Origin of the sequence: Streptomyces sp. NPDC059499 (assembly GCF_042749285.1) — a bacterium.
Taxonomy (GTDB): Bacteria; Actinomycetota; Actinomycetes; order Streptomycetales; family Streptomycetaceae; genus Streptomyces.
In genome coordinates, this window is record NZ_JBHYTT010000005.1 from 226,573 (window position 1) to 246,086 (window position 19,514).

The 19,514-nt window shown below is 70.7% G+C and carries 15 protein-coding genes; 2 read left to right on the forward strand and 13 right to left on the reverse strand.

Annotated elements, in window-relative coordinates; all coding sequences use genetic code 11:
* Positions 1 to 30 precede the first annotated feature (30 nt).
* Entirely contained in the window at positions 31 to 543 is a 513-nt protein-coding gene (locus ACFW9O_RS15140) for a MarR family winged helix-turn-helix transcriptional regulator (protein ID WP_384609294.1), read from the forward strand.
* 73 nt (positions 544 to 616) lie between these two features.
* Here ACFW9O_RS15140 and ACFW9O_RS15145 read toward each other — a convergent pair whose 3' ends face one another.
* Both ACFW9O_RS15145 and ACFW9O_RS15150 read right to left on the reverse strand, forming a co-directional pair.
* The gene (locus ACFW9O_RS15145; protein WP_384609296.1) at positions 617 to 2,146 is read right to left on the reverse strand and encodes an MFS transporter; all 1,530 of its coding nucleotides are present in this window, start codon (positions 2,144 to 2,146) and stop codon (positions 617 to 619) included.
* A 192-nt stretch (positions 2,147 to 2,338) separates the two neighbouring features.
* Positions 2,339 to 3,001 carry a TetR/AcrR family transcriptional regulator gene (locus ACFW9O_RS15150; RefSeq protein ID WP_351172646.1) on the reverse strand — a complete coding sequence of 221 codons (663 nt, stop codon included), beginning with the start codon at positions 2,999 to 3,001 and terminating at the stop codon, positions 2,339 to 2,341.
* A 267-nt stretch (positions 3,002 to 3,268) separates the two neighbouring features.
* Between ACFW9O_RS15150 and ACFW9O_RS15155 the strand changes: the two genes are divergently transcribed.
* On the forward strand, positions 3,269 to 4,546 hold the full coding sequence (locus ACFW9O_RS15155; RefSeq protein ID WP_384609299.1) for a M6 family metalloprotease domain-containing protein: 1,278 nt from the start codon (positions 3,269 to 3,271) through the stop codon (positions 4,544 to 4,546).
* A 12-nt stretch (positions 4,547 to 4,558) separates the two neighbouring features.
* On the opposite strand, the gene ACFW9O_RS15160 is transcribed toward ACFW9O_RS15155, so the two are convergent.
* From ACFW9O_RS15160 to ACFW9O_RS15210, 11 genes are all read right to left on the reverse strand, one after another.
* Positions 4,559 to 6,358 carry a class I adenylate-forming enzyme family protein gene (locus ACFW9O_RS15160; RefSeq protein ID WP_384609301.1) on the reverse strand — a complete coding sequence of 600 codons (1,800 nt, stop codon included), beginning with the start codon at positions 6,356 to 6,358 and terminating at the stop codon, positions 4,559 to 4,561.
* A gap of 112 nt (positions 6,359 to 6,470) precedes the next feature.
* Positions 6,471 to 7,607: a CU044_5270 family protein gene (locus ACFW9O_RS15165; protein WP_384609304.1), complete on the reverse strand. Its 1,137-nt coding sequence runs from the start codon at positions 7,605 to 7,607 to the stop codon at positions 6,471 to 6,473.
* Positions 7,604 to 8,230, reverse strand: coding sequence for an RNA polymerase sigma factor (locus ACFW9O_RS15170; protein WP_384609307.1), 627 nt, complete (start codon positions 8,228 to 8,230; stop codon positions 7,604 to 7,606). Before ACFW9O_RS15170 ends, ACFW9O_RS15165 begins: the two co-directional genes overlap by 4 nt.
* A 121-nt stretch (positions 8,231 to 8,351) precedes the next feature.
* Positions 8,352 to 12,596 carry an FxSxx-COOH system tetratricopeptide repeat protein gene (gene fxsT, locus ACFW9O_RS15175; protein ID WP_384609309.1) on the reverse strand — a complete coding sequence of 1,415 codons (4,245 nt, stop codon included), beginning with the start codon at positions 12,594 to 12,596 and terminating at the stop codon, positions 8,352 to 8,354.
* Positions 12,593 to 14,008: a TIR-like protein FxsC gene (locus ACFW9O_RS15180; RefSeq protein ID WP_384609311.1), complete on the reverse strand. Its 1,416-nt coding sequence runs from the start codon at positions 14,006 to 14,008 to the stop codon at positions 12,593 to 12,595. The genes fxsT and ACFW9O_RS15180 overlap by 4 nt, the downstream gene beginning before the upstream one ends.
* Before the next feature lie 122 nt (positions 14,009 to 14,130).
* Entirely contained in the window at positions 14,131 to 15,204 is a 1,074-nt protein-coding gene (locus tag ACFW9O_RS15185) for an aKG-HExxH-type peptide beta-hydroxylase (protein WP_384609313.1), read from the reverse strand.
* Positions 15,201 to 16,448 (reverse strand): FxsB family cyclophane-forming radical SAM/SPASM peptide maturase, encoded by a 1,248-nt coding sequence (locus ACFW9O_RS15190; RefSeq protein ID WP_384609316.1) that lies wholly within the window; start codon positions 16,446 to 16,448, stop codon positions 15,201 to 15,203. Before ACFW9O_RS15190 ends, ACFW9O_RS15185 begins: the two co-directional genes overlap by 4 nt.
* Positions 16,445 to 16,663 carry an FxSxx-COOH cyclophane-containing RiPP peptide gene (gene fxsA, locus ACFW9O_RS15195; protein WP_351172670.1) on the reverse strand — a complete coding sequence of 73 codons (219 nt, stop codon included), beginning with the start codon at positions 16,661 to 16,663 and terminating at the stop codon, positions 16,445 to 16,447. The genes ACFW9O_RS15190 and fxsA overlap by 4 nt, the downstream gene beginning before the upstream one ends.
* Before the next feature lie 379 nt (positions 16,664 to 17,042).
* The gene (locus tag ACFW9O_RS15200; protein WP_384609320.1) at positions 17,043 to 17,621 is read right to left on the reverse strand and encodes a hypothetical protein; all 579 of its coding nucleotides are present in this window, start codon (positions 17,619 to 17,621) and stop codon (positions 17,043 to 17,045) included.
* Between the two features lie 202 nt (positions 17,622 to 17,823).
* The gene (locus ACFW9O_RS15205; protein ID WP_384609322.1) at positions 17,824 to 19,038 is read right to left on the reverse strand and encodes an MFS transporter; all 1,215 of its coding nucleotides are present in this window, start codon (positions 19,036 to 19,038) and stop codon (positions 17,824 to 17,826) included.
* A gap of 7 nt (positions 19,039 to 19,045) precedes the next feature.
* Positions 19,046 to 19,507, reverse strand: coding sequence for an ArsI/CadI family heavy metal resistance metalloenzyme (locus ACFW9O_RS15210; protein WP_384609325.1), 462 nt, complete (start codon positions 19,505 to 19,507; stop codon positions 19,046 to 19,048).
* Between the last annotated feature and the right edge of the window lie 7 nt (positions 19,508 to 19,514).

Below are 19,514 nucleotides of genomic sequence, written 5' to 3' on the forward strand. Positions count from 1 at the left end.
TTAGTTAAACTTTCAAGAAAAGGTCGTACAGTGAAGTACATGACCACGGCATCCACCGGCGGGCCGCGCTGGCTCACCACCGAAGAACAGGGCGTCTGGCGCTCGTACCTCCACGCCACCACGCTCCTGGAGGATCACCTCGACCGCCAGCTGCAGCGCGATGCCGGCATGCCGCACATCTACTACGGACTGCTCGTCCAGCTCTCCCAGGCTCCCCGGCGCCGGAAGCGGATGACCGAGCTGGCCAAGGACGCCAAGATCACCCGCTCGCGGCTCTCGCACGCCGTCGCCCGGCTGGAGAAGAACGGGTGGGTCCGCCGGGAGGAGCACCCCCAGGACAAGCGCGGCCAGAACGCGGTACTCACCGACGAGGGCCACGAGATGCTCGCGCGGTCCGCACCGGGCCATGTCGAGGCCGTGCGCCAGGCGATGTTCGCCCGGCTCACCCCCGAACAGGTACGCAGCCTCGGCGAGATCATGCAGGTCATCGCCACCGGACTGCAGCCGGAGGACACGGACGCGGATCTGCCCTGGCTCCGCTGAGCGGAACCAGGGCAGATGATCCGGACCGGAGGTCAGGCGGCTTCAGGTGTCACACCGTCGCGCCCGCACCGGCTCAGTGAGCGACGACCGGGATCTTGAGGTCGCCCTCGAAGTCGTCCGCACCTTCGGCCGACCCGCCGGAACCGGTGGCTCCGGTGCCCGGGCGCCCGGTGTTGATCAGCGTCAGAGCGATCGCCGAGGCCGCGGCGAGGATGCCGACAGCCCACCAGATCGCGCTGGCGTAGCCGCTCACCATGGCCTGGAGCTGCAACAGCTTCGGGTCGGAGGCACCTGCGGCGTGGTCGGCGATGTACGCGGTCGTGGCACCTGCCGCGATCGTGTTGAGCAGCGCCGTACCGATGGCGCCTCCGACCTGCTGCGAGGTGTTCACCATCGCCGAGGCCACACCGGCGTCACGCGGCTCGATGCCGTGCGTGGCCAGCGACATGGCCGGCATGAACGCCGTACCCATACCGAGGCCCAGCAGCAGCTGTCCCGGCAGGATGACACCCGCGTACGAGGAGTCGATCTCCAGCTGGGTCAGCAGCAGCATGCCGATCGCCGCCACCAGGAAGCCGGGGCCCATCAGGAGCCGCGGCGGGACCCGGGTCATGAGCCGGGCGCCGATCTGCGTGGAACCGGCGATCATGCCCGCGATCATCGGCAGGAACGCGAAGCCGGTCTTGACCGGCGAGTAGCCCTTTGCGACCTGCAGGTAGTACGTCAGGAACAGGAAGAGCCCGAACATCGCGATGATGGCGAGACCCAGCGAGAGGTAGACCCCTCCGCGGTTGCGCTCCATGAGGACGCGCAGCGGCAGGAGCGGGGACTTGACGCGCGACTCCGTGACGACGAATGCCAGGAGAAGCACGGCGGCCGCGACGAACATGCCGATGGTCAGCGAGTCCGACCAGCCGGCCGACTCCGCGCGGGTGAAGCCGTACACCAGAGAGACCAGGCCCAGGGTGGACAGGACGACACCGGGGATGTCGAGCGGCGAGCGGTTGCGGCCACCGGCCGGCTCACGGATGACGAAGTAGGCACCTGCGGCGGCAACGATCGCGAAGGGGATGTTGACGAAGAAGGTCCAGCGCCAGTTCAGGTACTCGGTCAGGAAGCCGCCCAGGATCAGGCCGACCGCGCCACCGCCACCGGCGATGGCCCCGTAGATACCGAAGGCCTTGGCGCGCTCCTTGGCGTCGGTGAACATCACTGCGAGGAGCGACAGGGCGGCCGGTGCGAGCAGCGCGCCGAAGGCACCCTGCAGGGCACGGGAGCCGAACATCATCGCCTCGCCCTGCGCGGCGCCACCGATCGCGGAGGCCGCGGCGAAACCGAGCAGACCGACCACGAAGGTGCGCTTGCGCCCCCAGAGGTCGGCGATGCGTCCGCCGAAGAGCAGCAGCCCGCCGAACGCGAGCGCGTAGGCGGTGATGACCCACTGTTTGTTGCCCTCGGAGATGCCCAGGTCCGTCTGGGCGGAGGGCAGGGCGATGTTCACGATGGTCGCGTCGAGGACGACCATCAGCTGGGCGAGGGCGATGAAGGCCAGTGCTTTCCAGCGACTGGGATCCGGAAGCAGCGTGTCGGCTGTTTTGGACATGGGAGTAGCCACCTAAGGACGCGAGAGTCGTCGTGAAGGGTCGTGGGTCGGCGGAACGGGCCTACGGCGCGGGAAAAAGGGCGCACCGTGCCGGCGGTCGGACCTGCTGGTCAGGCCCCGACCTGCTCCTTGTGTGTTCTGTCGGCCGCTGGGGCCCCGTGAGTCTGCTGAGTCTCTGATGTGCCGTCGGCGTCAGTGCCTGCGGCGCAGGTCCTCCAAGGTCGCCGCCGATCCGGGCAGCTCGGAACGGGCCGGAGCTTCCAGACCGTCCAGGAAGAGCTGGAGATGGCGGTGGGTGAACCGGTCGATGTCCGGGCAGGCGATGCCGGGCAGCGGCCGGGTGAGCTGGGAGAGGGCGACGAGTACGTCACCGACGGCGATGTCGGTGCGCAGCCGCCCTGCGGACATGGCGCGCTCCACCAGCCCTTCGACGGCCTCTTCGAGGCCTCGGCGGGCGGCGAGCAGTTCGGGATGGTCCTTGTCGAAGCCGCCCGACAGCATCGGGCACAGGGCGCCGACCCGCTCGTCGGCCGCCGCGTGCACGAAGCGGCTGAGCGCGGCGAACGGATCGGATTCCGCCGCAACAGCCTCCTGGGCACGTTCGGTGGTGCGTGAGGTGACCGCGAGAACGACTTCGTGGGTCAGTGCGGCCCGGTCGGGGAAGTTCCGGTAGAGCGTGGCGTTGCCGACCCCGGCACGGCGTGCGACCTCGTCGAGCGGCACGTCCGGGCCGAACTCGACGAACATCTCGCGCGCGGCCGCGACGATCCGCTCCCGGTTGCGCAGCGCGTCGGCCCGCGGACGGGACGTACGGCGCTGCACGGCGCAGGTGGCGGTTTCGGCGACAGTCTCCACGACGGCGGCCCTTCCCATTTCGGTGTGTGGGCGGACCCTCGGAGCTAACCGGGGACCGCTTCCCCGTTTCGCCGGGGACACCCATGCAAACGGGGAAAGGGTCCCCGGTTATTTCCCGAGCAAATGTGACCTGCATCACATGCTTCACGGAGGTGAAAACCCCTCCATCGGCGCACCCAACGAGCGGACCCGCAGGTCCCGGCACAGGCTGATCGGCAGAGCGCAGTCAGGGCCGGCCGACTGCCGCGGACCCCCCGAAGGCGCCCTATGCAGCAGCCCCGCCACCGGATACGCAGGTACCGCCGCACCGTCGCCCTCGCCGGTGCAACAGCTCTGGTGATCGCAACCGTGGCGTCGGCGAGCTCCACGCTCCCCGAGACCGGACGCGCCTCCGCAGGACCGGTGGCCGCCCCCCGGGGCCCGGGACTCGCCCCGTGCCGGATCCCTGCCGCCATGGGCGTGCAGATGTCGGAGGGCATGCCGACACCGCCCGGATACGCGCGCTCCACGGGGGAGATCAAGGCCCTCAACCTGATGATCGACTTCCCGGACGCAGAGGCGACGGAACCGGCCGAGGACCGGTTGGCGGAATTCTTCCCGCAGACGTCCGACTGGTTTCGCACCAGCTCCTACGGCCGCCTCACCTATGTGCCCGAAGCCCCCGTGAAGGACTGGCTGCGCATGCCCCAGCCGTTCTCCGCGTACGGGATAGAGCGGGGTTCACCGTACGAACCCGGCTACCGCAAGCTCGTCAAGGACCTCGTGAGCACCGCGGACCCGAAGGTGGACTTCTCCGCGTACGACCTGGTCAACGTCCTGGTCACCCCGAATGCCGGCCCTTCCGCACTGGACACCGTCCTGTCGGTCACGTTCTCCGGGAACGACGACGCCCCGCTCGCCGACGGAGTCCCGCTCGCCAACACGTCCTTCGTCTACAGCCGCCAGGACGACGGGTCGGGCTCGTACGCGGAAACCGGCTACCGGGTCCTGCCCCACGAGAACGGCCATGTCTTCGGGCTGCCCGACCTGTACACGATGGAGGGCGGCGGCTCCGTGGGCCACTGGGACATCATGTCCGAGGACTGGGGTGCCAACAACGACCTCCTGGGCTGGCACAAGTGGAAGCTCGGCTGGCTCGACAGCAGCCAGATCAGGTGCGCGGCCATGCCCGGCACCAGCGAACACACCCTCGGCCCGCTCGCCACGACCGGCGGCACCAAGCTGGCCTTCGTGCCGCTGAGCGCCGAGTCCGGATACGCGGTGGAGGTCCGCACCCCGGCGGGCAACGACGAAGCGGTGTGCAGGCCCGGTGTACTCATCTACAGGGTGAGCTCCGACGTCGACACCGGCCAGGGGCCGGTGTCCGTCGCGGACAGCGCCGAGGACAGCGGCGGCTGCACCCGGCGGCCCAATGTCCATGCCGAACTCTCCGACGCCCCGTTCGAGCCCGGCGAGGTGTTCACCGACCGGTCCAACGGCATACGCATATCCGTCCTCGCGAAGGACGCCGACGAGAACTACGAGGTCCGGATCACCCGGCCCTGAAACCCGCCGCGCTCAGGCCTCGCTCCTGTGCGCGTGCTCCCTGACTGTCTCCCGGAGCTCCCGCTTGAGGATCTTCCCGGTCGGATTCCGGGGCAGCGGTTCGTGCGTCACCAGGACATGGGCCGGAACCTTGAACGCGGCCAGACTCCGGGCCACCTGGGCCCGTAGCTCCTCGACGCCGGCCTCGGCGCCCGGCCGCAGCCGCACGACCGCCGCGACCTCCTCGCCCAGCACCGGATGCGGGACACCGAGCACCGCCGCGTCCTCGACATCCGGGTGGTCGTGCAACGCCGCCTCGACCTCGACGCAGTACACGTTCTCGCCGCCCCGGATCACCATGTCCTTGATCCGGTCGACGACGGCGACCCGCCCGTCGCGGACCACGGCGAGATCCCCCGTACGGAACCAGCCGCCGCTGAACGCCTCGGCCGTCGCCGCTTCGTTGCGCCAGTAGCCGCGGGCCAAGGACTGGCCGCGCAGCCAGAGCTCGCCGACCTCACCGTCCCCCAGCGCCTCCCCCGCGGCACCGGCGATCCGCACCTCGGTGACCGGAGTCGGGGTGCCGACGCTCTCCGGGTGGGCGCGGTACGCGGCTCCGAAGTTGGCCAGCACTCCTCCACTCGTCTCGGTCAGGCCGTAGCCGTTGCGCGGCTCGATCCGCTCACCGTGCCGGGCGGTGAGCTGCGCGACCAGGTCGGGCGGAGCCGCCGCCCCGCCCGTGTTCAGCATCAGCAGGCTCTCCAGGCCGTCACCCGCACGCTCCGCTCCGGCAAGCAGCTGGAGCGCGGTGGCCGGTACTCCGGCGTAGTGCGTGACCCCGTGCTCACGGATCAGCCGCAGGGCCTCGTCGGTGTCCCACTTGCGCATCAGGACGAGGGTTCCGCCCGTCGCCATCGCCGCGTAGAGACTGGTGAACGCCGCGACGTGGAAGAACGGGAACGTCATCAGGGTGACCGGAGCCGGCCCCTGCCCGGGGATGATCCCGCGGCCCAGTGCGGAGGCGGCGGCCTGGTAGCGCGGGTTGAGAGCGGCACCCGCCTGGGCGAGGTGGGTGGCGACGGCGCCCTTGGGCCGCCCCGTGGTGCCGGAGGTGTAGATGATCGTGGCGTCGTCCTCCGGGCGGACCTCCACCTCGGGAGGCGCGGCCAGCGGGTCGGGCGCGGGCAGGTCCGCGTACCGCTCGGCCCTGTCGGGCAGCCCGCCTTCCCCGACTGCCTCGTCGTGGAAGACGACGAAGCGCGCCCCGGCCTTCTCCCCCCAGCCCGCCACCTTCGGCAGCTGCTCCCCGTCGACCAGCAGCACCCGCGGCTCGCAGTCGTCGAGGGCGTAGCCGAACTCACCTTCCGTCCACCACGCGTTGAGCGGCACAGCGACGAGCCCGGCCAGCTGCACCGCCCAGAACGCGATCTGCCACTCGGGGTGGTTGCGCATCGCGATCACAGCCCGGTCTCCGGGGCGCAGCCCGTACGTCTCGGAGAGTCGGCACGCCAGCGAGGACGCGCCGGCGAAGAACTCCTCGTACGAACAGGTCCGTTCACCCGCGATCAGGAACGGCTGGTCGCCGAAGGCCCAGGTGGTCTCCACGAACTCGCGCAGTGTGCGGGGCCCGTTGGCGTAGACGAGTGGGCCGTGCTCGGCACGGACCACGGCAAAGGGAGCACCCGGCGCGGTCAGCACCGCCTCGGCCTGCGCGCGGGCGGCCTGATCACGAGCGTCCCGATCGCGGGCTGCCCGGGCGGCCTGATCGTGGGCGGGAGCAGGGGTGGAAACGGGCGAAGTCGAAGGGGTGGGGGTGGGGTCGGTGTGCGGCACGGACGACCTCTCCAAGCACTGGCTCAGCAACCCGGCGACGCTATGCCCGCACCCCGCCCCCGTCAAGAAACAGCGGCTCCCCGCCCCTGCCCTCCTCACCCTTTCGGCCAGGTCAGACCTTGCTCCTGGTCCCCGGGAGCTCCTTCATCGCATCGACAACCGCCCGCTCCGTGATCGCCGTGTGCCCGGTCACCGTGCCGGCCTCGATCCCCTCCATGTCACGCATCTGCACCGTGCGCTCCCCCAGATAGCTGAAGGTCTTCGGGTCAAAGATCCACTCGGTGCGGGCGCCGCCCGCCTCATCGGTCCGGGCTATGGCGATCCCGTGCCGACCGACCGCATCGGTCGTGTCGTCCACGACCACCACACCGGGGATCTTCGCGGCGGCCCGGTACAGCGCGGACGTCAGCTCGGCCGGCATCACCTGCTCCATGACCAGGTCACCGATCGTGGTGAAGGCCTGCTGGTCGGGGCCGTTGCCCTGCCCCTCCGTCTCCTCGTAGATCTTCTTCAGCAGCTCGTCGGGGTCGGTGGTCAGCGTCTTGAGGTAGTCGTAGCTGGGCGAACCGATGCTCGGCTCCAGGGCCTCCCCGTCGTCGTCAAGAGTGATCCCGTCCCTGGACGTCGTGCCGTTGCCCGGCTCGATCAGCCAGCCCCTGCGGCCGTCCGGCGACAGCCAGACCTGGCGGGGATGCAGCTTCTGCACATACGTCTCGTTCTTCCCGGTGTCCACGTTCTGCGACATCGACAGCCAGGAGACCTGGCTCTTGATGTAGATGAACTGCCCCGGCGCGGGCTCGGGGAGCTTCTCCTTCACAGCAGCCACGGAGATACGGTCGACCGTGCTGTTCAGCCCTTTCGTCGTGCCCTGCGCGACCTGTACCACCGAAGCGGGAACAGATCCTTCCGGCGGACCGGCGGCTTCGACAGCCTCCTGCCCCGTCAACCGCGCGACTCCGATCGCCCCGGCCAGGACGACGACCGCCACGGCCGCCCCGATCAGCGCGAGCCGGCGGCTGCCCGTACGGCGCGGCGGCTCGGGAGGACGCGGCGGGAAAAGGGCCGCGGTCCGGATCTGGTCATCGGCGGACTTCCGGTCCTGCGCCTGGCGGATCTCGTTCATCAGGTGCTCCTCGAGCGTGGTCAGGCGGTCGTGCGAAAGCACCGGATCGCCCGGCGCCGGCAGAAGCGCCGCCGACTCCACATGGTCGAGCGGCTCCCGGTGCCGCCACCAAGGGGTGCGATTCATCGGTTCCTCTCCTCGTGCGACCGGACCGCATCGATGCGGTCACCCCGTACTTGTCCGCCCGTCCCGACCGGTTCCCTCTTTGTCCGCCGGCGGCGCAACTCCCCGTCCGTGAGCTTGCGCAGCCGGGTTCTCGCCCGCGACAGCCGGGAACGCACCGTGCCGACAGGCACCCCGAGCGCCTCGGCGGCCTCCGCGTAACCGAGCCCGGACCACACGCACAGCGTGAAGACCTCGCGCTCGCCTCTGCGCAGCTGCCCCAACGCGGTCTTCGCCGCGGCAAGTTCCTCCGAGTCCGTGATCCGCCCGACCAGCTCGTCGGCGAAGTCGGGCAGAACGTCCCGCAGGGGCAGTCTGACCAACGCCCTCTCGTGCCGCTTGGCCGCGCGCCGTGTGTTGCGCAGCACGTTGACCGCGATCCCCATCAGCCAGGGCCGCGGACTGTCACCTTCGTCCCGCAGCTTCCCGCGCAGTCGCCAGGCCTCCAGGAAGGTCAGCGACACGATGTCCTCGGCCCCGTCCCAGTCCCCCGTGGTCCTCACCGCGTGCCGGTAGACGAGCTGAGCATGGTCGCGGAACAGCTCGCGGAACGCCTCCGGGTCCCCCGCGCGGATGCGGGCATGCATCGAGTAGTTCACCTCCTGACTTGTCCGCCCACGACCCGCAGTTCCTGTGATGTACGTCACAAAACGGGGTCAAGAGCCGGCGGGTTCACGAGCGAGCCGGCGGATTCAGGAGCGGGCGGGGTCAGGGAGCGGGCGGCTCGATGTCCGAGTCGAGTCTCCCCCACGCCTGCACCGTGAGCGTGGTCGGATGTTCGGCCCCCATCGTCGCCGCGGCCCGCTCCAGGGCGTCCTGATGCAGAGCCGCCGCCTCGTCCGTCGCTCCGGTCGCCCGCAGGTCGATCGCCAGGTTCGACGCACAGCCGATCGCGTCGTAGTGATCGGCTGTCAGGATGCGGACGAAGTCGGCGTACGCCGCGCGCTCCAGAGCCACCGCCTCTGCCGTCCTGTTGTTGGTGACCAGGTCGGTCGCGTGGTTCATCATGCTCGTCAGTGTGTACGGATTGGCGGCGCCGAGAACCTCCCGGTACTGCTGGAAGGTTCTGCGCGACATGGCCAGCGCCGCATCACGCGCCCCGGTCAGCCGCAGGTACACGGCAAGGTTGTTCGCGCAGGCCAGAGCGAACGGATGCCGCTCCCCCAGCTGGGTCCGGTGCCGGTCGAGGGCGTCCTGCGCGAGTGCCCGCGCCCCCTGCGCGTCCCCCGTGGCCACCAGCGCACAGGCCAGGTTGGTGGCCGCGGAGAGGGTGTCCGGATGGTCGGGGCCGAGCACGCTCATGTACGTGTCGTAGATGTCGGCACTGAGCGCCCTCGCCGCCTCGTACTGCCCGGTGCGGCGCAGCACCGCCGCGAGGTTGCGGGCCGCGCTCAGTGTTTCCGGGTGCTTGTCGCCGGTCCGCTCCCGGAAGGCCGCCACGGTCTCCTGGAGCAGCTTCAGCGCCTGCTCCGGCGCCCCCGTCTCGCGCAGGTCCCGTGCGTAGTTGCTGGCGGAGGTGAGCGTGTACGGATGGGTGGCGCCCAGCACTTCGCGCCGGGTCTCGTACACGTACCGGTCGAGCTCGCGGGCGCCCTGCCGGTCGCCGGACAGGAAGAGGGAGACCGCGAGGTTGTTCGCGGCGCTGAGCGTGCGCGGGGTCCGCAGGCCGTGCACCCGCTGGCTGACCCGGTAGGTCTCCCGGTCGATGTCCCGCGCCTTGGTGTAGGCGCCGGTGCTGCGCAGGTCCGCGCCGAGGTTCCCGGCGGCGATCAGGGTGTACTCGTCGTCCTCGCCCAACGACTCACGGGCCTGCTCCCACACCTCCATGCCCAGCGCGTGCGCCTCCGCCAGCTTTCCGGCGGACCTCAGCGCGTTGGCCTGCTGGCACCGCATGAGGATCACCAGGGAGTCGCCGTCCCCGAAGACGGGAACCCACAGCCCCAGGGCCCGTTCGGCCGTTTCCAGGGCGGCGCTGTGATCGGAGCGCCGCCACAGGTAGCGGACCGCGTCGACCACCCAGCGGCGTACCCGCGCGGACCTGCTGCTGAACGCCCGCGACGGGGCCATGTGCGGCAGCAGTGCCGCGTGCCGCCCCCAGGAGGCGGGGTCCTCGGCGTACCCGGGATTGGCCTCGGCGAGAATCGCGTGCACGTGGGCGCGCATCTCGGCCCAGCGTTCGCGCGGCACCTGGGAGCGCAGCACCTCCTGCACCAGCCGGTGCACGCTGATGGTCCGGTCGCCCTGGTCGGTGCGGGCGAGGCCGTAGCGGTTGATGTCGGTGAACAGCCTGCCCATCCGCATCGGGTCGTCCAGGCGGTCGTCGTACTGCTCCAGCAGCTCCGCCGTACGGCTGCCGTACAGCGTCCACATCGGGATGGGGTCCGGCCCGAAGAACGCGCAGATCTCCAGAAGCAGCGCGGCGGCGGGCGTCGCCTCGCGCATCGCGGCGAGCGACAGCAGCCAGGTGGCTGCCGCCGAGCGCGGATAGCTCGTGGGCGGCTCCTGCTCCAGCATCTGCGTCAACTGGGTCTCCAGCAGCCGCAGATACGTCTCCACGGGCATGGCGGACTGTTCCAGCCAGGCCGCCGCCTGCCCGACGGCCAGCGGGAGGTCACCGAGCGCCTCGGCGACCTGACCGGCCTCGGTGTCGGTCAGGTTCGGGTTCTGCCGCCGGAGCAGTCGCACGGACTCGTCCCGGGTGAAGACATGGACCTCCACCTGGACGGCGAGCGCCACCCAGGCCCTGTTGCGCGACGTCACCAGGACGTGGCCAGGTCCGGCCGGGATCAACGGGGCCAGTTCCTCGGGCCGTTCGGCGTTGTCGTAGACCAGCAGCCAGCGCCGGTAGGGCCGCCCCTGCCGCAGCGCCTCCAGTACGGCGGCCGCCGTGGTCGCCACGTCGTCACCCACCGGGAGACCCAACTCGACTGCCAGCGCCGCCAGTTCCTGGCGCACGAGGCCCGGCTGGCCGGCCGCTATCCACCAGACGGCGTCGTAGTCGGCGGCGAACCTGTGCGCGTACTCGATGGCGACCTGCGTCTTGCCCACTCCGCCGAGCCCGAACACGGCCTGCGGAGGACCGCCCTGGAGTCCGCTCGCCGCGAAGCCGTTGCGCATCTGCTCCAGCGTCCCGGCACGACCGGTGAAGGAGGGATTGCGCGACGGCACGTGCCAGACGCGGGGAACGACTCCGGGATAACGGGGTCCGCTCTCCTCGTCGGTGGCCGTCCTGCCGGGGGTCCGGAGGGTGCCCGCGACGTTGTCCGGCCGGCCGACGGCCGCCAGCAGCGCCTGCTCCGCCTCTTCCTGGCCCCGCTCGACGAGGTCCACGGCCACCAGGCCCGCGAAGGGGGCGGGCAGCGGGGCGTCGTGGACGCGGATGGGGATCAGCATCCGCTGCGAGGCCTCCGGGTCCCGGGAGGACACGGACTTCCACAGTTCGTGCGCGTGCGGCAGCCGGACGAAGTCGGGCGAGAGGAGCACCACGATCCGGCCGGATCCGGCCAGGGCGAGACGTACGTCGGTCATCGTGTCGGCGCCCGCGTGCTCGGCCGAGCCGCTCAGTGCCACCTGGTAGCCGGTCGCGGTGAGCCGGGCGCCGATCCACTCCGCCCACATGCGGTCCGCGGGCGCGTAGCTGAGGAAGATGTCGGAGGGGATTGGCGCCTTGGTCCGCTCGTACGAGGCGAGCAGTGCCCGCCGCATCGTCTCCGGCATCGGGCGCTGCTTCGTGACCCGCCCGCCGGTGATCCGGCCGGTGAGCCGCTCGGACGCGGCCAGCAGGCTGTTTCCCTGATGGGGCCGGTCGCCGACGGGGGCGGGGATCTCCTCGTACGCGAAGAAGGGGCGGTAGGGGATCTCGACGTCGCCCCAGTACAGGTCGCGTTCCTCACGGGTCATGGAGCCGAGGAACGACTGGAACCTGCTGCGGGCCAGGTCCCGGCCGGCCTCCAGCTTGTTCTGCTCGGCGTACTCGACGCGCATCGGGGCGGGCAGGATCCGGATGGGGCGCATCGTGGCCTGGGCCCGCACCGATTCGGCGACTGCTGCGGCACCCTGGATCGACTGGGCGCTCAGCGTGAAGGAGTCGACGACGACGTCGGGCAGCAGGATCGTGCAGATGCCGGCCGTGTCGGACAGTCCCGTGCGGCTGTCGATCAGGACGTAGTCGTAGCGTTCGCTCAGCTCGTCGCGCAGCGCCGTGAGGAATTCGGCGCCCCGCAGCTGCGTGTAGAAGTGGTCCCAGTCGAAAGTGGAGACGGCCGCGGAGTATCCGTCGTTCTGAAGACCCGCGGGCAGGAAGTCGAGCCGGCCGTCGTCGGCGAAGTCCATGCGCACCCCGACGATGCAGTCATCGACGTCGGAGTGGTCACGGAACCAGCGGTCCCAGTCGACACGCCCTCCGGGCAGGAGCTCGGGACCGGGCCCGGAGGCTCGCATGGAGTAGTCGCGGATGAGGTCGATGACGCCCTTGGTGGAGCCGAGTTCGGGGTCGACCAGCAGCGGATGGAAGTAGCGGTGGAGTCCCGGCGCCTCCAGGTCCCAGTCGATGATCAGGACGCGCAGGCCGTTGCTGGCCAGGATCCAGGCGGTGTTGACGAGAGCCATGGTGCGGCCCACGCCGCCCTTGAACGAGTAGAACGTCACGACGGTGCCCGGCTCGCCGGCACCTGCTTCGCCGGCGCCTTGCCCACCGGTCCCGTACCCGCCGGTGCCGTCCTCCGACCGTGCGCCCGGCACCCCGCCACCTGCCGCCCCGGACCGTGCGCCCGGCACCTGGGCGCCGCCCGCTCCGGGCCCCGCGACGGCCGCTCCCGCAGCTGCCCCGAACTCCCCGGAGCCCGCGGAAGTGCCCACCACCCGCAGGCCTTCCGCACCCCCGAAGGTGTCCCCGTCGTCCCAGCCGCCCGCAACGTCCCCGCTCGCCGTACCGCCCCAACCGTCCCTGGTCATCGCCCTGCGCCTCCGTCACCACGAGAGTCGTGCGGCCCGTGCCCGCCGGGCCTGCGAGGCCGGTTCACCGGCCGGTCAGCGGGAGGGCCGACCTGGGGTGTTCCACCGGCCGGCCCGGGAATCCGTGGCGGAGCGCTGCCCGGCACGCTGCCGGTTCCGCTGCTCGGCCCCCGCAGGATCGGGCGCGCTGACACCGTCCCCTGCCCGCCCGCACCGGGTGCCACGGGGGCATGGCGCTTGCGTATCAGGTTGTTCTGCGCGGAGGACACCATCCGCCCCAGGGCCTGCTTGAAGTCAGTGGCACTGACCCGGACCTGGAACTGTCTGTCCTGCGTGCCGCGCGACGACTTCCGCTCGAAGACCTCGGTGACCCCGCGCCAGAGTTCCCCCCGCTCACCCTCCTCCCGGGGATGGCAGGGAACGAGGACGCCGGTCGCCGGGTGTTCCGCCCGGTCGAACTGCTCCAGCTGCTCGCGGTACGGCGACACCGGCGCGCTCCACGCGTCCACCAGCAGGATCGACACCTGGTCGTCGCGCCATGCCTGGTTGAGCTGACGGGAGAGGCCTGTGCGCACCTCCCGGTAGGCGGTGCCGTACCCCTGTGCCGTCACCAGGCGCTGGGCCACCTGGTAGATCGGGTACTCCTCCTGCGGGTGGTACGGATTCCAGTCGAGCCCCGTACGGCCGTAGTACGGGGCGCTCCTGCGCTCCTCGGGCAGCGTGTCCGCGGTGCCCGCGGCCACGAAGAACTGGACGGTGCTGCCCGGCCTGGTGGGTGCGGTGCGCGGCGGGAACGACAAGGGCTCCTGAGCGAGGCGGATGCCGGTGGCCACGGGCAGCTTCTCGCGCTCGGCGACGTACAGCACACGCTGCGCGACCAGCCGTACGGCGTTGCGGTAGTCCTCACCGGCAGGGTCCTTCTGGAGCAGCCGCTGCAGCCCGGCATCGGCGTACCAGGATCCGAACCCGTCGGTGACGTACTGGATGTGCGCGACCTCGGACGGGATGTCGACGGGGCGCCACAGCACGGGGATCAGCGCCGACGAGCCCTTCTGGGTCCGCGCGAAGTACTGGTTCGCGCGCCGCATCATCACCCCGGCCTCGCGCGAACACCACTCGCTGCGGAAATAGTCGGGCGAGTAGAGCGCCACCATCGAACGGCATATGCCGAGCACGCTTTCCAGGCGCTCGCTCCAGTGCTCCCCGATACGGATCGAGCTGTTGTCCCGGAATCCGACAGGCAACCGGACCGCGCTACCGGCCAGTTCCATGATCTGCGCACATAAGTCGTCGTAGAACCGGCGCACATAAGCGTCCTGGTCATCGGTCCTGGCATAGCTCAGAAAGAAGTACGGCCCCACCGCGCCCCCACGACTCGATCTGCTGAACGCAGGCCCACAGTGCCCCGGCACCCATTGAATACCCTCGGAAACGGTCAGTTATTGCCCGCGGCCACTCAGACTGTGCCCACGGTCACGTTATGGCCAGAACTCGACGGTACGCAGTGCCGTTACGGAGCCGGTCAGGACGCCGTTCAGCCCGTATTCCTGTCCCAGTCGCCGATGGTACGGCTCAACTCCTCGACGAACTGCTTTCCTTCGTCGTTGAGTTCACCGCTGTCCAGCAGGGTCCGCGCGGCGCCGGCGGTCCGCTCCCGCCAGTGGCTGTACTGGCCGTCGGCGTAACTCCGGGTCAGCGGCCCGGGCCAGTACCCCCTGCCCCGTTCCACGCGCCAGAAGTCCGACACCCCCAGATGCGCGTACGTCCCCTGAAGCAGGGCGCCCGCAGGGCGCGGATCCGTGCGCCAGGGCGCGTGGTAGCGCGCCCCCGAGTCCGGCCCGTGCAGCGGTACGAGATCGAGCAGCGCGCCCAACTGGATGTGCAGGAACTCATGGACCAGCGCGAGCGCGAGCCTCTCGGCATCGGCGGGCAGGGACACGCCCACCGCACCGTATCCGCGTCGCACCACCGACGACACCGCCGTGCCGTCGGGCTTCGGCAGGAGCGGCACCAGGGTGGACACCCCGGCGCCGACGGCCTCCGCGTGCCAGGGATGCCGCTCGACCAGCAACTGCCACGCATCGGTCAGCAGTTCCTCCCAGCGGCGCACCGCTGCGCCGTCGAGGGGCCCCGGCACCGGGTCACCGTGCGCCTCCCGGTACGGCCCGCGGTCGTCGATCCGCACCGTGAGACAGCGCCCCCGCGACTCCACCTGGAGGACCGGGCCGCCCGGATCCAGCAGCCGGGCCAGCCCGGCCGGCGCAGGATCCACCTCGCCGCCGCCGGTATCCCCGTACAGCGCGCGCAGCGCACCGGCCGCCCACAGGTCCAGATAGGGATGCAGGAGCACCGACTCCCATCGCTCCGTGGACTCCTGGCGCAACTCCTCGATCCGGTCGTACGTCTCCGCCAGCCGCATCTGCCGCACCACGCGCGGCGCACGCTCCTGCGCGATCCGGCGCACCGCACTCAGCAGCAGCCTGCGCTTGCTCAGCTGTCCGGCCCGCAGCACGGCCACGGCAGAGGCCCCGCCCCGCCCCCGGGCCAGCGCCAGGAAGGTGTCGCGCGGAATCAGATGCCGGGCAGGCGCGGCCTCCGGCCCCTTCACCGGGCCGCCGAACCGGCCGGGCGGCGCTCCCTCAGCCCGGCCAGATCGTGCTCCAGCCTGCGCCGGATGTGCCCGATCAGGGCGGCCATGTCCGCGCAGTAGACCGTCGGATGAGCGAACGGATCACCGGGCCCATGACTGGTGTACCGGTGGGCGTACAGCCCTCCGCCGCAGACCGCCACCAGCGGGCAGGAGGCACAGACGGGCGACAGCTGCGGACCACGGAAGGCCGGATGCGCCTCGGCCACGGCGAACGGATCACGGAACACGTCCAGCGGGGTGGCCGCCGCACCGTCGTACGACACCTTCAGACTGTCGGCCAGTTCCAGCGAGCCGTCCGTCTCCACGACGACGAGGTCCAGCGGACCGTTGCCCACCATCTCGCTGCTCGCCCGGCCGCCCAGCAGCAGCATGATCAGCTCCTCGAAGAGCCGGATTCCGGTCTCACGCCGGGGCGCCCCGTACCAGCGGTCGAAGACGGCACACAGCCAGTCGGCGTACGGGGTCGCCTCCGGACCGCCCTGCGCCCCGTCCCGCGGACGGCCTCTCGGACCGGGCGGCCTGCCCGGAGGAACGCGCCGTGCCGCAAGGCCCGGCGGGGGAACGTCCCATGTGCCGTGCGGGAGCAGGAGATCCATCCGCGGCGGCGAGAACTCGAGCAGCGCCTCGTAGGTCTCCACGGGGTCGGCGTCGAGGTCGATGGTGCACAGGACCCCGCTGAAGAGCTCCCGGTCCGCCCCGTCCCCGAGGATGCGCAGCGCCCGGGCGACGGCCCCGTAACTGCCTCGTCCGTCGGCGAACTTCCTGTACCGGTCATGGCCCGCGGCCGTCCCGTCGAGGCTGACCCCGACGCGCACGCCGTACCGGCGCAGCACCCTCAGCAGCTCCGGGTCCTGGCCCAGCAGCACCCCGTTGGTCTGCATCCCCCAGGCGACCTCGCCGGTGCCCTCCAGCGCGTCGCGCAGGATCTTCAGCGTCCCGTCGAGATGCCGGTGCCCGACGAGCAGGGGCTCACCGCCGTGCAGGATCACCGAGATCGGCCCACCGGACCGTTCCGCCCCGGTCCCGTCCCCCGGCGACCTCCGGTAGTCGGCGATCCGGGTGGCCACCTGCCGCACGGTGGAGTGTTCCATCCGCCGCGCCTTCGTCCGCCAGCTCTGATCAGCGGCCTCGTACACGTAACAATATGTGCATGCCAAGTTGCATCGCGTATGCAACTTGAGGAGGAACTGGCGGAACGTCATGACCGCTCGCGGGTCCGCTCCCGTTTCCCGGCCGCAGGGTCGAGCGCCGATGTGAACGCGGACACCGGCTCGCTGGAGGGGGTGAGCACTTCTTCCCTGAGCCGCGACACCATGTCGGCGAATACGGTGTCCGGCAGCTCGGCCAGCTCCGCGTCACTCAGCCCGCTGACATCTGCCAGGACCGAGACCAGCGGGGCGGAATTGATTGACTTCATGCTCCCCTGCCATCGCTTTTCGCGCGAATATAACACAGCGTCAGTGATCGTTTACGCGTACCGGCCCGTCCCCCGGCCTCACCCCGGGGCACCCGCCACGGACGGCCCAACACCGTTACACCCAGACCTCGCTGACCAGCCTCGGCCCGTGCGCACACCCATTCAGCAGCCCCACGGAATCGGCCTCGCTCCGGGCGCGGCGGACAACCGGAGAGAGGGACCCAAGGGCTCTTTTATGGTTATTTCTTTCGATCCGGTCAAATCATTCAACAGAGGACGGGATCCAAAGGCTTTACGTCTCACGCATTACCGGAAATAGACGGACCCTGCTTTCCTTCCGCCCGATCCGCAGACACGGGAGCGCACACCGAAGCGGTCTTCAGCTGCCCAGGCGCTCCTGCCCGCTGCCCCCGCAGTGCGAGCAGTCCATTCCGAGACCACACTCGGCACACCGCCTGCCGTCCACGAAGCCCAGGCCCCCGCATTCGCCGCATGTCCCCCAGCCGTCGCACATGCGGCACAGCCGGTATCCGGGCGCCGTCGCCTGAGGCGTGGCCGCGCGCGGCGGACGTATCCAGCGGTCGTGGAACCACACCGTGGGCGCCTCGCCCCACAGGACCGGCCCGCCGACCGGCCGGCTGAAGAGACCCGCCTCGAAGCCGTCGCGCCGCGCCTTCAGCGAGAGTCCCCCGGGGCGCGCACCGGCGTCGAAGGGGCACCAGCCTGCTGCGGCCATGGCGTCGGAGGCGGCGGCAGCACGGGAAGCCCCCGCAACGGTCAAAGCCACCGAGAACTGCCTTCCCATCGCCCCGCGGGTGGTGCGCCGCTCCTGGATCCGCTCCTCGACCACCGGATCCACCCCGGGCGCGACGACGGCCGCGAGGGCCCTCAACTCGTTCCGCAGCCAGTTCTTGGAGCGTTCGAACTCCTCGGCCGCACCCTCGATTTCCTCGCTCAAGGCCTCCTCCGCCTCTCTGTGCGACTCGGAGCACCCATAGCTTGACTAAGCGTCAATGGATAGACAGATATTGCCACTTGGTGCGAGGTCGGGTGCCGCGGCGGAGGGGTTCGACCCCATCGGGAACAGCAGGCCGGAGCCCCGCAGCCTGCATCCGGAAGTGCGGCGCGTGGGCGCCGGGTTCGAGTCCCCTCGCGCTCCGTCAGCGGTGCGAGGGGCGGAGCCCCGATGCCGCGGCCAGAACGGCCGCAAGGGCGGAGCCGACGGCAAGGGCGAGGAAGAGCTTGCTGTGGCCGCCCAGCGAGCCGGCCAGTGCGGCCCCGGCCCAGGGAGCGAGGGCCCCGGCCACTGTGGCGGGAGCGGACAGCAGGCCGGACAGACGACCGTAGTCGGCGGTGCCCCAGCGGTCGGCGACGGCGGTGGCCTGGAGCAGGGTGAGATTGCCGCGTACGACTCCGGCCAACACGGCGAGCAGGATCAGCAGCGGGATCGGACCGGTGACGACGGCGAGTGCCGCCGTGGTCGCGCCGCCCGCAGCGATCAGGATCGCGGTGCGGGTGGTGACACCGGTTCGGCGGGCGAGCGTGGCGTAGAGCGTGCGCCCCAGGGTCTGGCCCGCTCCGCCGAGACCCAGTGCCCATGCCGCCGTTGTCGGGTCCGCGCCGCGTTCGGTCAGCAGCGGGACCAGCCCGAAGACCACTGCGTACAGGGCGAAGCCGGAGAGGGTGAAGGCAAGCATGAGGAGGAGGAAGGAGCGGCTGCGGGCGATCGGCGTGCGGGTGGTCGTGAGCTCGGCTCGCGGGGCGGGGGGCCAGGGTGCGCGCAGGGCCAGGGCGTGGGCAGGGATGGTTACGGCGGCGAGGATCACAGCGAGCACGACGTAGGTGGTGCGCCAGCTGAGGTGATCGGCCAGTGCGGCTGTGAGAGGGGCGAACACCGTGCTCGCCAGACCGCCGGCGAGGGTGACGATCGTCAGGGCTCGGATGCGGTCCGGGCCCCACCAGCGGGTCAGCGCCGCGAAGGCGGGCTGGTAGAAGGTGGCGGCCATGGCGATGCCGGCCATGAGCCAGCCGGCCGTGAACACGTAGAGGTTGGGGGCCACGGCGATGACCAGTACTGCGGCGACTGCGAGCAGCGAGCCGGCCGTCATCACGGCGCGGGGGCCTCGGCGGTCGAGGATGCGGCCGACGGGTATCCCGGCGACGGCGGAGATCAGCAGCGCTGCGGAGAACGCGGCGGTAGCGGCGCTCGTGGACCAGTCGGTGTCCGCGGTCAGGTGCGGGAGCAGGACGGGGAAGGCGTAGTAGACGACGCCCCAGCCGGTGATCTGGGTGGCGCACAGGGCGGGGAGAGCGGCGCGAGGCCGCGACCGGTCCCCGGTTCCGGTCGCGGCCTCGCGGGTGTGGAGGTCGGGCATCTTCGGGTCAGCAGCAGCCCGAAGCGGTGGCGCCTTCGCTCACGCGGGCGTCGGCACTATCCGTGCCGCAGCAGGTGCTGCCTTGCTGCTTGGCCAGGGAGTCGGCGTCGGCCTTGACGACGTACACCTCCCAGGGTTCCTGGCCGGGGCCGTGGACCCAGACCTTGTCCTGGAGGGCGTAGCAACAGGTCGTGTCGTGTTCCTCTGCCGTGGCCAGACCTGCATCGGACAGGCGGGCCGTGGCAGCGAGCACGGCTTCGGTTGTGTCGACCTCGACACCGAGGTGGTCCATGCGGGTGTCCTCTCCCGCCTTCCCTTCGATCAGGACGAGCTTGAGCGGGGGCTCAGCGATGGCGAAGTTGGCGTAGCCGTCGCGGAGTTTGGCCGGCTCGGTGCCGAAGAGCTTGGTGTAGAAGGCGATGGACGCGGCAAGGTCGGGGACGCGGAGGGCGAGTTGTACGCGTGACATGGGGTGC